The organism is Salipiger bermudensis HTCC2601 (assembly GCF_000153725.1).
Taxonomy (GTDB): Bacteria; Pseudomonadota; Alphaproteobacteria; order Rhodobacterales; family Rhodobacteraceae; genus Salipiger; species Salipiger bermudensis.
Genome location: NZ_DS022276.1, coordinates 975,711 through 990,476, shown reverse-complemented (window position 1 = coordinate 990,476; position 14,766 = coordinate 975,711). Strand labels below are relative to the sequence as shown.

14 protein-coding genes are annotated in these 14,766 nt (G+C 68.1%); 10 read left to right on the top strand and 4 right to left on the bottom strand.

Annotated features, from left to right (window positions below):
• Positions 1-69 precede the first annotated feature (69 nt).
• The 10 genes from tolB to folD all read left to right on the top strand — a co-directional run bounded on the left by tolB (position 70) and on the right by folD (position 10,849).
• Complete coding sequence (gene tolB / locus R2601_RS04770) at positions 70-1,410, top strand: Tol-Pal system beta propeller repeat protein TolB (RefSeq protein ID WP_007794361.1); 1,341 nt, start codon at positions 70-72, stop codon at positions 1,408-1,410.
• A 153-nt stretch (positions 1,411-1,563) separates the two neighbouring features.
• The gene (pal, locus tag R2601_RS04765) at positions 1,564-2,088 is read left to right on the top strand and encodes a peptidoglycan-associated lipoprotein Pal (RefSeq protein WP_007794358.1); all 525 of its coding nucleotides are present in this window, start codon (positions 1,564-1,566) and stop codon (positions 2,086-2,088) included.
• A 5-nt stretch (positions 2,089-2,093) separates the two neighbouring features.
• Positions 2,094-2,924: a tol-pal system protein YbgF gene (gene ybgF, locus R2601_RS04760; RefSeq protein ID WP_007794355.1), complete on the top strand. Its 831-nt coding sequence runs from the start codon at positions 2,094-2,096 to the stop codon at positions 2,922-2,924.
• 10 nt (positions 2,925-2,934) lie between these two features.
• Positions 2,935-4,281 carry a tRNA lysidine(34) synthetase TilS gene (gene tilS / locus R2601_RS04755; RefSeq protein ID WP_007794352.1) on the top strand — a complete coding sequence of 449 codons (1,347 nt, stop codon included), beginning with the start codon at positions 2,935-2,937 and terminating at the stop codon, positions 4,279-4,281.
• Positions 4,282-4,367: 86 nt separating this feature from the next.
• A complete protein-coding gene (gene ftsH / locus R2601_RS04750; protein ID WP_007794349.1) occupies positions 4,368-6,281 on the top strand; it encodes an ATP-dependent zinc metalloprotease FtsH in 1,914 nt (637 codons plus the stop codon).
• On the top strand, positions 6,278-7,054 hold the full coding sequence (locus tag R2601_RS04745; protein WP_110739990.1) for a methyltransferase domain-containing protein: 777 nt from the start codon (positions 6,278-6,280) through the stop codon (positions 7,052-7,054). Before ftsH ends, R2601_RS04745 begins: the two co-directional genes overlap by 4 nt.
• A gap of 94 nt (positions 7,055-7,148) precedes the next feature.
• Positions 7,149-7,748: an MOSC domain-containing protein gene (locus R2601_RS04740; protein WP_007794343.1), complete on the top strand. Its 600-nt coding sequence runs from the start codon at positions 7,149-7,151 to the stop codon at positions 7,746-7,748.
• Between the two features lie 84 nt (positions 7,749-7,832).
• A complete protein-coding gene (locus tag R2601_RS04735; RefSeq protein ID WP_007794340.1) occupies positions 7,833-9,509 on the top strand; it encodes a formate--tetrahydrofolate ligase in 1,677 nt (558 codons plus the stop codon).
• 129 nt (positions 9,510-9,638) lie between these two features.
• Positions 9,639-9,935 carry a chorismate mutase gene (locus tag R2601_RS04730; protein WP_007794335.1) on the top strand — a complete coding sequence of 99 codons (297 nt, stop codon included), beginning with the start codon at positions 9,639-9,641 and terminating at the stop codon, positions 9,933-9,935.
• Positions 9,936-9,946: 11 nt separating this feature from the next.
• On the top strand, positions 9,947-10,849 hold the full coding sequence (folD, locus tag R2601_RS04725) for a bifunctional methylenetetrahydrofolate dehydrogenase/methenyltetrahydrofolate cyclohydrolase FolD (protein WP_007794332.1): 903 nt from the start codon (positions 9,947-9,949) through the stop codon (positions 10,847-10,849).
• A gap of 46 nt (positions 10,850-10,895) precedes the next feature.
• Here the strand turns inward: folD and R2601_RS04720 are convergent, their stop codons facing one another.
• The 4 genes from R2601_RS04720 to R2601_RS04710 form a co-directional block, all read right to left on the bottom strand.
• Positions 10,896-11,303, bottom strand: coding sequence for a PaaI family thioesterase (locus R2601_RS04720; RefSeq protein WP_007794328.1), 408 nt, complete (start codon positions 11,301-11,303; stop codon positions 10,896-10,898).
• Between the two features lie 40 nt (positions 11,304-11,343).
• Entirely contained in the window at positions 11,344-12,006 is a 663-nt protein-coding gene (pdeM, locus tag R2601_RS04715; RefSeq protein WP_040545147.1) for a ligase-associated DNA damage response endonuclease PdeM, read from the bottom strand.
• 65 nt (positions 12,007-12,071) lie between these two features.
• The gene (locus R2601_RS26755) at positions 12,072-12,215 is read right to left on the bottom strand and encodes a hypothetical protein (RefSeq protein WP_007794323.1); all 144 of its coding nucleotides are present in this window, start codon (positions 12,213-12,215) and stop codon (positions 12,072-12,074) included.
• Between the two features lie 94 nt (positions 12,216-12,309).
• Positions 12,310-14,739, bottom strand: coding sequence for a ligase-associated DNA damage response DEXH box helicase (locus R2601_RS04710; RefSeq protein ID WP_040544362.1), 2,430 nt, complete (start codon positions 14,737-14,739; stop codon positions 12,310-12,312).
• Between the last annotated feature and the right edge of the window lie 27 nt (positions 14,740-14,766).

Here is a 14,766-nt window from a genome sequence, read left to right as displayed (position 1 = left end):
GCCGCAACGCACTATCCTGACCACATGGACGGCACGAGCAGAGGCCGGTCCGGCAAGGGGAGCTTTGGAATGAAACAGGTTTTGGCGCAGGCAATGGTCCTGGGCCTCGCCCTCGTGGCGGCGCTGGGACTGGCGCTGCCTAATGCGGCGCAGGCGCAGGGAGGTCCGCTGCGGATCGAGATCACCGAGGGCACCATCGAGCCCATGGCCTACGCGGTGCCGAGTTTCGTCGCCGAGACGCCGGGCGCGCAGCAATATGCCGAGCAGATTACCCAGGTGATCGCCGATGACCTGACCGGCACGGGCCTCTTCCGCGAGATTCCGCGCGACGCCCATATCAGCCGCATCACCTCGTTCGAGAGCCCGGTGCAGTTCGCCGACTGGAAGGCGATCAACGCGCTGGTGCTGCTGACCGGCGCGGTCTCGGAGCAGAATGGTCGGGTCACGGTGAAGTTCCGCATCTGGGACGTGTTCGCCGGCACCGAGCTTGGTGACGGCATGCAGTTCGCCGCCACCTCCGACGGCTGGCGCCGGCTGGCCCACAAGGTGGCCGACCAGGTCTATTCGCGCCTCACCGGCGAGAGCGGCTATTTCGACAGCCGCGTGGTCTTCGTCTCCGAAAGCGGCCCCAAGGACCAGCGCGCCAAGCGCCTCGCGATCATGGATTACGACGGCGCCAACGTGCAGTACCTGACCGACAGCCGTTCCATCGTGCTGGCGCCGAGATTCTCGCCCAATGGCGAGCGGGTGCTCTATACCAGCTACGAATCTGGTGAGCCGCGGGTGCATGTGCTCAACGTGGGCGCGGTGCAGAGCCAGATCATGTCGGCCGGCGGCGGAGTCATGAGCTTCGCGCCACGCTTCTCGCCCGATGGCAGCAAGGTGGTCTACTCGGTGACCTCCGGGTCCAACACCGACATCTACATGCGCGATCTCGCCAGCGGCAGCACCACCCAGCTGACCTTTACCCCCGCGATCGAGACGGCGCCGAGCTTTTCTCCCGACGGCAGCCGCATCGTGTTCGAAAGCGACCGCTCGGGCAGCCAGCAGCTCTACGTCATGCCGGCCAGCGGTGGTGAGCCGACGCGGATCAGTTTCGGGCAGGGGCGGTACGGCACGCCGGTGTGGTCGCCGCGCGGCGATCTCATCGCCTTCACCAAGCAGAACCAGGGCCGTTTCCACATCGGCGTGATGCGCACTGACGGCAGCGAAGAGCGCCTGCTCACGGCCTCGCATCTCGACGAGGGTCCGACCTGGGCGCCCAATGGCCGGGTGCTGATGTTCTCGCGTGAGACCCAGGGCGCAAGCGGCACCTCCTCGCTCTACAGCGTCGACGTGGCGGGGCGGAAGCTGACCCGGGTGCGCACCCCCGATGGCGCGTCGGACCCGAGCTGGGGCCCGCTGCAGTGACCAAGGCGCCCGAAAAATCTTCTTCGAAAGATTTTTCGGGTCGGAAGACCGGGGACCAGGATTTTTCGGACGAAAAATCCTGGTCTTCGCACGACATTTGCAAGCCAACATGCCTGTGATAATTTGCCGGCAAGAAACGAGCAGGACAGTTCCATGACATATCTTTCCAAGGCCCTGATGATCGCCGCCGCGCTTGGCCTGGCGGCCTGCACCAGCGGTGACCGTTTCGGTGCCGGCAGCGGTGCTGACGGCTACGGCGCGGGCGCCGGCGCCAATGCCGGCATCGTGCCGGGCAGCGCAAACGATCCCCAGTCGCCGGCCTATTTCAACCAGACCATCGGCGACCGCGTGTTGTTCCTCGTCGACCAGTCGTCCCTGACGCCCGAGGCGCAGGCGACCCTCGACGCGCAGGCCGGCTGGCTGATGACCAATTCCGACTACCTCGCGGTGATCGAGGGCCACGCCGACGAGCAGGGCACCCGCGAATACAACATCGCGCTCGGCGCGCGCCGCGCCAACGCAACGATGGAGTACCTGATCTCCAAGGGCGTCGCGCCGAACCGGCTGAAGATCATCAGCTACGGCAAGGAGCGTCCGGTCGAGATCTGTTCGGAGGAGTCGTGCTACGCCAAGAACCGCCGCGCCGTCACCGTGATCTCCATGGGTCTCGGGAGCTGACCACCATGCGCCTCGCCGTTCTTGCCCTCTGTTTCGGTCTCGCCGCGGCCACGTCCGCGCCGGCCCAGGACAGTGAAACCCTGGCCGACATCCGGCAGGATCTCTCTCTGCTCAAGGGAGAGCTCCTGCGCCTTCAGCAGGAGCTCAACACCACGGGCACGAGCGGCGTACAGGTAAGCGGCAGCACGCTCGACCGCGTCAACATCATCGAGACCGAGCTGCAACGCGTCACCGCGTTGGCCGAGGAACTGCAGCACCGCGTCGACGTGGTGGTGCAGGACGGCAGCAACCGCATCGGCGATCTCGAGTTCCGCCTCTGCGAGCTCGAGCCTGCCTGCGACATCGGCAGCCTCGGCGACACGCCGCTGCTTGGCGGGCAGGCGCCCTCGACCGGTGCCCCGGCGCCGGCCCCGGCGCCCGCTCAGCCTTCGAATGGTGGCGGGGCCGAGCTCGCAATCGGCGAACAGAACGACTTCCGGCGGGCGCAGGAGGCGCTCGCCAGCGGTGACTTTCAAGGCGCCGCGGACCAGTTTGCGACCTTCCGCGAGACCTTTCCCGGCAGCCCGCTAGAGCCTGACGCGCTTCTGGCCGAGGGCAAGGCGCTGGATCAGACCGGCGACACCCGCACCGCGGCGCGCCGGTTCCTCGACGCCTATGCCAACTACCCCGAGAGCGACGCCGCGCCGGAAGCGCTGTGGCGGCTCGGCACCGCGCTTGGTGCGCTGCAGAGCGTCAACGAGGCCTGCGTGACGCTGGCCGAGGTCGGCGCGCGCTATCCCGGCACCCCGGCGGTGGCCGAGGCCGAGGCCGAGATGGGGCGCCTCGGCTGCCAGTGAGACTGCGCGGGTGACGCCTGGAGCCGACAGCCTCGACCAGCGCTTCGCCGAGGCGATGGGCGCGGCGCTGGGACCGGATTTCCCTTCCGACATCGTGCTCGCCGTCTCGGGCGGCGGCGACAGCATGGCGATGCTGACGCTGGCGCACAACTGGGCGCATGTCTGGGGCACCCGGCTCTGGGTGGTGACCGTCGATCACGGGCTGCGCCCCGAGGCCGGGAACGAGGCGGCGCTGGTGCGCGAGACCTGCGACGAGCTGGGCCACCCCCATACCACGCTGCGCTGGCGCTGGGACGGGCAGGGCAACCTGATGGATGCCGCCCGCCGCGCCCGGCTCGACCTCATCGGCCGCTGGCGCGGCGGGCTCTCGCACGTGCTGCTGGCCCACACCCGCGACGACGTGGCCGAGACCTTCCTGATGCGGCTGGCCCGCGGCTCTGGAGTCGACGGGCTCTCGGCCATGACGCCCCTGCGCGAGGTCGCGGAAACCGGGGCCACGCCGCTTGACCCAGAGGCGTGCGACGGCGCCCGCCCGCCGGAGGCCGCCGTACCAAGCGGGCTCACCATCGTGCGCCCCTGTCTCGACATGCGCCGCGCGGAGCTGCGCCACTACCTGCGGGTGCTCAAGGGCCGCTGGGTCGAGGATCCCACCAACGAGGACGATCATTACGAGCGCGCCCGCATCCGCAAGCTGCTGCGCGGCCTTGAGGCGGAGGGACTCGGGGCCGAGACCCTCGCCGCCACCGCCGGGCGCATGGGCCGGGCCCGCGAGGCGCTGCGCGCCCGGGCAGTCTGGGCTTGGGAACAGTGCGGGCAGGAGGGGGGCGCCGGCGACCTCGTGTTCGAGCGCGACCGGTTCGCGGCGCTCGAGCGCGACACCCAGCTGCGGCTGCTCGCGGCAGCGCTGCAATGGGTCGCCTCGGCGGAGTACCGCCCGCGCGCCGCGGCGCTCGAGGGGCTGCTCGAGCGGCTGCTGTCGGGCGGGGCGGGCACGCTGATGGGGTGCGCGGCGCGGGCCGAGCGCGACCGACTGCGGGTCTGGCGCGAATACGCGGCGGTGGCCGGCACATCCGTCACGGTCGGCGATACGGCCCTATGGGACGGGCGCTGGCGGGTTTTCCACCCCGATCTCAGGGGACACACGGTGCAGGCGCTTGGCGAGGAGGGCTGGCGTCAGGCCGCCCCGGCACGTGAGGCGCACGTGCCGCATGCACTGGCGCTGTGCCTGCCGTCGGTCTGGCAGGGCGAGACCCTGCGCGCCTGCGATGCGCTCGGGGTCGGGCCCGGGGCGACGACGACGTTGGAACAGGGCGAAACACAGGGCGCAGGTTTCAAAGGCTTCCTGCTTTCGCACTGAATTCGCATTGAACGTGCCGCCCTGATCCTTATGTTAGGCACATCGTGCTCTGATCGGGGCACGCGACGCATGTTTGGAGGCATTCCTTGGGCAACGCACGTAATATCGCCTTCTGGGTGGTCCTGTTTCTTCTGATCCTCGCCCTGTTCAACCTGTTCTCGGGCGGTGGCAGCACTCTGCAGAGCCGCGAAATCAGCTACTCGGATTTCGTCTCGGCGGTGGAAGACAACAGTGTCAGCTCGGTCACGATCGACGGTGAACAGATCCGCTACCGCAGCAGCGACGGCACCGACTACGTGACGGTGAAACCTCAGGATGCCCAGGTCACCGACCTTCTCATCGACAACGGCGTCACGGTGCGCGCGGAACAGCAGGAACAGTCCGGCTTCCAGGCCTTCCTGCTTTCGCTGCTGCCCTTCCTGCTGCTGATCGGCGTCTGGATCTACTTCATGAACCGGATGCAGGGCGGCGGCAAAGGCGGCGCCATGGGCTTCGGCAAGTCCAAGGCCAAGCTGCTGACCGAAAAGCATGGCCGTGTCACTTTTGACGATGTCGCCGGCATCGACGAGGCCAAGGAAGAACTGGAAGAGATCGTCGAGTTCCTCCGCAACCCGCAGAAGTTCTCGCGCCTCGGCGGCAAGATCCCCAAGGGCGCGCTGCTCGTGGGCCCTCCGGGCACCGGTAAGACGCTGCTGGCGCGCGCCATCGCGGGCGAGGCCGGCGTGCCGTTCTTCACCATCTCGGGCTCTGACTTCGTGGAAATGTTCGTCGGCGTCGGCGCAAGCCGCGTCCGCGACATGTTCGAACAGGCCAAGAAGAACGCCCCCTGCATCGTCTTCATCGACGAGATCGACGCCGTCGGTCGCAACCGTGGCTCCGGTTATGGCGGCGGCAATGACGAGCGCGAGCAGACCCTCAACCAGCTTCTGGTCGAGATGGACGGCTTCGAGGCCAACGAGGGCGTGATCATCATCGCCGCCACCAACCGCCGCGACGTGCTCGACCCGGCGCTGCTGCGCCCGGGCCGCTTCGACCGGCAGGTCATGGTCGGCAACCCCGACATCAAGGGCCGCGAAAAGATCCTCGGCGTGCACGCCCGCAAAACCCCGCTCGGACCGGATGTCGACCTGCGCATCATCGCGCGCGGCACCCCGGGCTTCTCGGGCGCGGATCTGGCCAACCTCGTGAACGAGGCGGCGCTGATGGCCGCCCGCGTCGGTCGCCGCTTCGTGACGATGGAAGATTTCGAGAACGCCAAGGACAAGGTCATGATGGGCGCCGAGCGCCGCTCCATGGTGCTGACCGCCGACCAGAAGGAAAAGACCGCCTATCACGAGGCCGGTCACGCGGTGGTGGGCCTCGCCCTGCCGCAATGCGATCCCGTCTACAAGGCGACGATCATTCCGCGCGGCGGTGCCCTCGGCATGGTGGTCTCGCTGCCCGAGATCGACCGCCTGAACTGGCACAAGTCCGAGTGCGAGGAAAAGCTCGCCATGACCATGGCCGGCAAGGCCGCCGAGATCATCAAGTACGGCGAGCCGAATGTCTCGAACGGCCCGGCGGGCGACATCCAGCAGGCCTCGGCTCTGGCGCGCGCGATGGTGCTGCGCTGGGGCATGTCGGACAAGATCGGCAATATCGACTACTCCGAGGCCCACGAGGGCTATCAGGGCAACACCGCGGGTCTCTCTGTCTCGGCCCACACCAAGGAGCTGATCGAGGACGAGGTGCGCCGCTTCATCCAGGACGCCTACGAGCGCGCCTACCAGATCCTCAGCGACCGCAAGGAAGACTGGGAGCGTCTGGCGCAGGGTCTTCTCGAGTACGAGACCCTCACAGGCGAAGAGATCAAGCGCGTGATGAACGGCGAGCCGCCGCATAGCGGTGACGGCGCCGACAACTCGGACGACGACACGCCCAGCGTCACCGCGATCCCGAAGACCAAGCCGAAGCCCAAGCCCGCCGGCGAAGGCGGCATGGAACCCGAACCGACCGCATGAGCGCTTCGCTGCAGAACGACTGGGACCCCGGACTCTATCACAGGTTCCGGGGTCTTCGTTTGCGCCCCGCCATCGATCTGCTGCGCAGCGTCGGCCCGCTTCCCGAGGGTGCGGTGATCGACCTTGGTTGCGGCAGTGGCGCGGTGGGACCGGCGCTGCAGCAGCTTGGCCGCAAGCTGGTCGGCGTCGATCTGAGCCGTGCGATGCTGGATCAGGCGCGGCGCACCGGCTGCTATGACGAACTGGTCGAGGACGACGTGTCGCTCTGGCTCCCCTCGGAGCAAGCGGCGCTGATCTTTTCCAACGCCGCGCTGCAATGGGTCGGCGATCATGCCAACCTGTTGACGCTGCTGGCCGCCAAGCTTGCCCCCGGCGGCACGCTGGCGGTGCAGATGCCGCATCAGAACAATGCCCCGTCGCACCGCTTCTGGCTGAGCCTCGCCGAAGAGCTGTTCCCGGGCCGCATCGACCATGACGCCCAGCCCGAGGTCCTGCTGCCGGCGGAGTATCACCGTCTGCTCAGTCCGCTCGGCAAGGTGGCGATCTGGGAGACGGAGTATTATCAGGATCTCGCGCCTGACGGCGAGGGCCACCCGGTGCGGCGCTTCACCGAGGCGACCTTCGCGAGGCCCGTGCTCACGGTGTTGAACGAGGACGAGCAGGCCCAGCTCATCACCGCCTACGAGCGGGTGATCGGCAGCGCCTATCCCACCGGTCCCGATGGCCGCGTGCTGTTCCCGTTCCGCCGCCTGTTCCTCACCCTCACCGTCTGACCTGTTCCGCGAATTATTCGTGAATTCGCATGAAAGCGGTTGAGGCTCCCGGCGCTTTCCGCAACCTCCTCGCACTTCCAAGGAGATGCCACGCATGCCCGCTTTGAAGACCACCGATTTCCACGCCAAGATCCTCTGGCTGGGCCGCGTCCCGCTTGAGGGCGACGGGCTGCGCTCCGAGCCGGTCGAGGCGCTCGACCTGCGCTTCGAGGGCGCCGTGGGCGAGCGGCATTCGGGCCTGACGCGGCCGTCCTGCAGCCGGGTGCTGTCGCAGCACCAGCGTGGCACCGAGATCCGCAACGTGCGCCAGCTCGCCATCGTCTCCGTCGAGGAGCTGGCGGCGATCGCGGAGCGCATGGGGCTCGCGCGGATCGAGCCGGAATGGATCGGCGCGTCGATGGTGGTCGAGGGTCTGCCCGATTTCTCGCATATCCCGCCGTCGTCGCGCCTGCAGGGCCCCGATGGCACCACGCTTGCGGTCGACATGGAGAACCGCCCCTGCGTGCTGCCGGGGCGCGAGATCGAGAAGGAGCGCGACGGCTTCGGCGCGCGCTTCAAGCCCGCCGCCGAGGGCCGGCGCGGGGTCACAGCATGGGTCGAGCGGCCCGGGCGGCTCGCGGTCGGCGAGACGCTGCAGCTCAGCATTCCCGACCAGCGGGTCTGGGCGCATATCGAAGCGGTGCGCAGCCGCTGAACGCGACCGATTTCCCGGTGTTCTCCGCGCCCGCGATGCGGCACAGTTGCCGCAAACATCGCGAAGACCGAAGGGACCCACGTCATGGCCGCAAAACCCGATATCGAGATCGCCCGCGAGGCCGATAAACGGCCCATCCAGGAGATCGGCGGCAAGCTGGGCATTCCGCCGGAGCATTTGCTGCCCTACGGCCATGACAAGGCGAAGGTGGCGCAGGACTTTATCGCCGGGCTCGAGGGCCGCAAGGACGGCAAGCTGATCCTCGTCACCGCGATCAACCCGACGCCGGCGGGCGAGGGCAAGACCACCACCACCGTGGGGCTTGGCGACGGGCTCAGCCGGATCGGCAAGACCGCCGCGATCTGCATCCGCGAGGCCTCGCTGGGGCCGAATTTCGGCATGAAGGGGGGCGCAGCCGGCGGCGGCTATGCTCAGATCGTGCCGATGGAGGAGATGAACCTCCATTTCACCGGCGATTTCCATGCCATCACCAGCGCCCACAACCTGCTCTCGGCGATGATCGACAACCACATTCACTGGGGGAATGAGCAGGAGATCGACCTGCGCCGCGTGGTCTGGCGCCGGGTGCTCGACATGAACGACCGTGCCCTGCGTCACACGGTGACCTCGCTCGGCGGTGTCGCCAACGGCTTCCCGCGCGAGACCGGCTTCGACATCACCGTGGCCTCCGAGGTCATGGCGATCCTCTGCCTTGCCGATGACCTCGCCGACCTGCAGCGCCGGCTGGGCGAGATGATCGTCGCTTATCGCCGTGACAAGACGCCGGTGTTTGCCCGCGACATCAAGGCCGACGGCGCCATGACCGTGCTGCTGCGCGATGCCATGCAGCCCAACCTCGTGCAGACGCTCGAGCACACGCCGGCGTTCGTGCATGGCGGGCCGTTTGCCAACATCGCCCATGGCTGCAACTCGGTGATCGCCACGCGCACGGCGCTCAAGCTTGCCGATTACGTGGTGACGGAGGCCGGCTTTGGCGCGGATCTCGGGGCCGAGAAGTTCTTTGACATCAAGTGCCGCAAGGCCGGGCTGCATCCGGACTGTGTGGTGCTCGTCGCGACCATCCGCGCGCTGAAGATGAACGGGGGGCTGGCAAAAGAGGAGCTCTCGGCCGAGAACGTCACAGCCGTGCGCGAGGGCTGCGCCAACCTTGGCCGTCACATCCAGAATCTGAAAGGCTTTGGCGTGCCGGTGGTGGTGGCGATCAACCATTTCACAGGAGACAGCGAGGCCGAGATCGCCGCCGTTCAGACCTATGTCGAGGGGCAGGGGGCCGAGGCGCATCTCTGCACCCACTGGGCCGAGGGCGGCAAGGGCACCGAGGCGCTGGCCACCCGGGTCGCCGAGATCGCCGATGCCGGGCAGTCGCAATTCGCCCCGCTCTATCCCGACGAGATGTCGCTCTGGCACAAGATCGAGTGCGTGGCCGAGCGTATCTATCACGCCAGCGAGGTCACCGCCGACACCCGCATCCGAGCCCAGCTCGAGGAGTGGGAGGCGCAGGGCTACGGGCACTTGCCGGTCTGCATGGCCAAGACGCAGTACTCCTTCTCGACCGATCCCGGCCTGCGCGGCGCGCCCGAGGGTCACGTGGTGCCGGTGCGCGAGGTGCGGCTCTCGGCCGGGGCGGGCTTCGTGGTGGCGATCTGCGGCGATATCATGACCATGCCGGGCCTGCCGCGGCGGCCGGCAGCCGAGGCGATCCGGCTCAACGCGGCGGGCGAGGTCGAGGGCTTGTTCTGATCGGCGCCACGCGGCGCCTATCGGAACGGCTTTTGCCGCATCGAGACTGCATTGCGCCGCTTGGGGACGTTGATCATTCGCAGCCGTCGCGGCATTAGGGGCGTGACGGACTAGCTGGAGAGCACGGGAATGCGCGACCCCGCCACCCTTGGTGACATGACCGAACTGCGCGCCGAGGTGGATGCCACCGACGCCGCGCTCTGCGATCTGCTGGCGCATCGCGCGCGGCTGATCTCGCGCGCCGCCGAACTCAAGAAAGCCAACGGATGGCCCGCCCGCATCGGTGGCCGGGTCGACGAGGTCATCGATAACGCGCGCCGCAACGCCGAAGCCCAGGGCTGGGATCCGGAACTGGCCGAGGTGCTTTGGCGCGAACTTGTGGAGTGGTCGATCGAGCGCGAGAAAGCCGCGCTCGGGCGCGAATGAAGGAGAGCTGCATGGCGGCGAAGATCATCGACGGCAAGGCCTTCGCGGCCACGGTGCGGGAACAGGTTGCAGCGCATGTTGCGCGTCTCAAGGACGAGCACGGCATCACGCCGGGGCTCGCCGTGGTGCTGGTGGGCGAGGACCCCGCCAGCCAGGTCTATGTCCGCAACAAGGGCAAGCAGACCGTCGAGTGCGGGATGCAGAGCTTCGAGCACAAGCTTGACGCCAGCGTCTCCGAGGCCGAGCTTCTGGCGCTGGTCGAGAAGCTCAACGCCGATCCGGCGGTGCATGGCATCCTCGTGCAGTTGCCGCTGCCGGATCACATGAACTCTGATGCGGTGATCAACGCCATCGATCCGGCCAAGGACGTGGACGGCTTCCACATCTCCAACGTCGGTCTGCTGGGCACCGGCCAGAAGAGCATGGTGCCCTGCACCCCGCTTGGCTGCCTGATGATGCTGCGTGACCAGCTCGGCTCGCTGTCCGGGCTCGACGCGGTGGTGATCGGGCGCTCCAACATCGTCGGCAAGCCGATGGCGCAGCTGCTGCTGGGTGAGAGCTGCACCGTGACCATCGCGCATTCGCGTACCAAGGACCTTCCCGAGGTGGTGCGCCGCGCCGATATCGTCGTCGCCGCGGTGGGTCGCCCCGAGATGGTGCCGGGCGACTGGATCAAGCCGGGCGCCACGGTGATCGATGTCGGCATCAACCGCATCCCGGCGCCCGAGAAGGGCGAGGGCAAGACCCGGCTGGTGGGCGATTGCGCCTATGAGAGCTGCGCCGAGGTTGCCGGTGCCATCACCCCGGTGCCGGGCGGCGTCGGTCCGATGACCATTGCCTGCCTGCTGGCCAACACCGTCACCGCCTGCTGCCGTGCCAACGGTCTTGCAGAGCCGGAAGGCCTCACCGCCTGATGAACGCAAACCCGCCGGGGCGCCCTGCTTGTCCCGGCGGGTTCGCTCAGACCGGAACCATCGTCCCGGTGAGCAGCGCCGCGTGGGTCTCGACCCCGGCCGTCACCGCGTAGACATCCGCCGTCACGATCACCAGCCTCCGCCCGGGCTTCACCACCCGACCGCGGGCGATCAGCCGCGCGCCGCGCGCCGGGGCGAGCAGGTGGATCTTCATCTCGGAGGTCACCACCTCGCGGTCCTCTGGCATCACCGTAAGCGCCGCGTACCCCGCCGCGCTGTCGCCGAGCGCGAAGGCCAGCGCTGCGTGGGCGAAGCCATGCTGCTGCGAGGTTTCGGGCGTGATCGCGGCCTCGATCTCGACGGCGCCGGGCGTCACGGCGACCAGTCGGGCGCCGAGCGTGGTCATCATGCCCTGCCGGGCAAAGCTCTCGCGGATGCGGGTGTCGATCTCCATGCCGCCCAAGGGGCCACGGCAAGGCCCCCTTGGCAAGCCCTCAGCGCGGCATCGGGATGGCGACGGGGCGCGGGCCTGTGAGGATGGCGCGGGCATCCCCGGCCATCAGAGCGCAGAGCGCCGCGCTGTCGCTGCGCAGACCCCCGGTATAGGCGCCATAGGCCGGCAGGATCAGCCGGACGGCGTCGAACAGGAAGCAGGGACGCGACAGCGTCCTCCCGCGCAGCTTCAGCCGTGCCTTGGGATGGTAATGCCCCGAGACCTCGCCCTCCGCGCCGTGCGTGGCGATGTGCCGGAACAGCAGCCCTCCGATCCTAAGCTCGGCCAGATGGGCACCGCCAAGCGCCACCGGTCCCGGATCGTGGTTGCCCTCGATCCACACCCAGCTGCGCCCTGCCTGCAGGCGGGCGATCCACACCCGGTCCGCCTCGGGCAGTTCGCCCTCGACCTGCGCGGTGTCGAAGCTGTCGCCGAGGCAGATCACCCGCTCGGCCCCGGTGGCCTCGAGATCCGCCTCGAGCCGCAGCAGCGTGTCGCGGGTCTCGTAGGGTGGAAGGGCGGCACCGCCCACGGCCGAGAGCCGGGCGGATTTGCCGAAATGCAGGTCCGAGACCACCAGCAGCCGCTCATCGGGCCAGTGCAGCGCTCCCGAGGGCAGCGCCGCGAGCATGGCGTCGCGAAACCGGAAGGGAAGGGTGTTCATGGCCTGTTCCATGGGGCCTGAATGGCCGAACCGTTCGCACGAAGCAAGGGCCGGGGACGCTCAGTTCAGCCGGCGACGAGGTGGACGAGGGCGATCACGCCCTTGATGATGAAGAACCACAGCAAGCCTCCGATCAGCAGACCGGGGGCGATCCACCAGCCACGAGGCAGCTGGCGCTTTGTCTTCTCTGTGTGATTGTTTTGCGTCATCGCTTTTGTCTTCGATCCACTCGGCTGATACAGCCGCAAGCGTCGCGGGGTAAACCCCGATTGCAGAGTTTGCCCCCTGTTCGCGCAAACCCGGCTAGGACGCGACCATCGAGCCGGGCAGCTGCGACAATCCTGCCTCATTAAGCAGCGCCGAGACCTCTTCCTGCAGCAGCCGTTCATCGGCCATCCCGGCGATCGGGATGCGCCCGGGCTCGAGGAACAGCGGCGCCGAGAGTGGCGAGACGCGGCTCAGGCGCAGCAGGTCGATGCGATCCTCGACCCGTTCGCACATCTCGCGGATGCGGCTGAAATCCACCAGCCCGCGCATCGCTTCCTCGCGGGTGATCTGCAACAACAGGTGGTCGGGGTCGTATTTCACCAGCGTGTCATAGAGGATGTCCGAGGACATCGTCGCCTGCCGTCCGCTCTTGCGCTGGCCGCCGGTGTTGCGCTCGATCAGCCCGGCGATGGTGGCCGAGGCGCGGAAGGTGCGCTTCATCACAGCGTTGCCCTGCAACCATGTCTCGAGTCCGGCCTCGAGCTTGGCGAGGTCGAAGAGCGGCTTGGGATCGGTGACCGCATCGAGCCCCCAGATCAGCACCGCGTAATCCGAGGCGACGAAGCCCATCGGCGCCAGACCCTCTTCCTCCATCCGCTTGGTGAGCAGCAAGCCCAGCGTCTGCATGGCGTTGCGCCCGGCAAAGCCATACGCCACGAGCTGCTCGCGCCCGTCATGCGGGAAGCTCTCGATCAGCAGGCGGCCCGGTTCGGGCAGGCGGCTGACCTCGCGCTGAAGGCCCAGCCACTCGGCGGTGTGGTCCGGCAGCTCGGGCCAGCGCTCTTGCCCGAACATGCGCAGGATGCGCTGCGACAGTTGTGTCGAGGTGGCGAACTTGGTGCCGTTGAAGGTGGCGATCTTGGGCTTTCTCGCGGCATCGCGCGAAACCTCGACGGTCATCTCGCGCAGCCCCTCGTAGCGCACGATCTGGCCGCCGATCAGGAAGGTGTCGCCCCGGCTCAGCGAGGCGGCGAAGCCTTCCTCGATTTCGCCCAGCGGCGCGCCGCCGCGACCGCGCCAGCGCACCTTGAGTGTGTCGGTGTCCTGAATTGTGCCGATATTCTGCCGGATGCGGGCAGCCGAGCGCGGGTCGCGCAGCTGCCAGAGACCGTCTTCTCGCTGCAACAGCCGCTGCCAGCGGTCATAGGCGCGCAGCGCGTAGCCGCCGGTGGCGCAGAAGGCGAGGCAGGCGTCGAACTCGGCGCGGTTCAGGTCGGCATAGGCGCCAGCCTGCAACATCTCGTCGTAGAGCATGTCGGCGTCGAACGGCCCGGCGCAGGCGGCGATGAGGATGTGCTGGCAGAGCACGTCGCGCGGCCCGCGCCCGCGCCATTCGCCGTCGAGCTCGCGATCCTTCACCGCCTCGAGCGCTGCGACGCATTCCACCACCTCGAAGCGGTTGGCCGGCACCAACAGCGCCTTCGACGGCGCATTGTAGCGGTGATTGGCGCGCCCGATGCGCTGCACCAGCCGCTTGACGTTCTTCGGCGCGCCAATCTGGATCACCAGATCGACGTCGCCCCAGTCGATCCCGAGATCGAGCGAGCCGGTGCAGACGATGGCCCGCAGCTCGCCGCGCACCATCGCCGCCTCGACCTTCTCGCGCTGGCCGCGATCGAGCGAGCCGTGGTGGATGCCGATGGGCAGCGCGTCCTCGTTGGCGAGCCAGAGGTTGTGAAAGAAGATCTCGGCCTGGGCGCGGGTGTTGTGAAAGATCAACGTGGTCTTGTGCTGCTTCACCTGCTCGAGCACAGCCGGGATGGCATAGGCCGCGCCGCCGCCGGACCAGGGCGGCGCCTCGTCGGTGACCAGCATCGAGATATCTGGCTCGGGGCCGGGATCGGCCTGCAGGATCTCGCAGGGATCGGGATGGCGCGCCAGTAGCCGGGCGATGGCCTGAGGGTCCTCGACCGTGGCCGAGAGCCCCACCCGCCGCAGCCCCGGGCACATGTCCTGCAATCGCGCCAGCGCCAGCATCAGCTGGTCGCCGCGCTTGCTTTCCGCCAGCGCGTGGATCTCGTCGACGACCACCCGCTGCAACCCGGCGAACATCCGCGGCGCATCCTCGTAGGAGGTCAGCAGGGCGAGGCTCTCGGGCGTGGTCAGCAGGATCTGCGGCGGGTCGGCGCGCTGCCGTCGCTTGCGTGAGGACGGCGTGTCGCCGGTGCGGTCCTCGACGCGGATCGGCAGACCCGCCTCTTCGATGGGGATCAGCAGGTTGCGCCGGATGTCGGCGGCCAGCGCCTTCAGCGGCGAGATGTAGAGCGTGTGCAGCCCCTCGCGCGGCACCTCGGCGAGCTCGGCCAGCGTCGGCAGGAAACCCGCCAGCGTCTTGCCGCCCCCCGTGGGCGCGATCAGCAGCAGGCACGGATCAGAGGCGTGGGCCAGCATCTCTTGCTGGTGCGGATGGATCTGCCAGCCGCGCCGGTCGAACCAGCCCTGAAGGGAGGGGGGGAGCATCGTCATGGGCCATAGATAGGGCGGCGCCCGCAA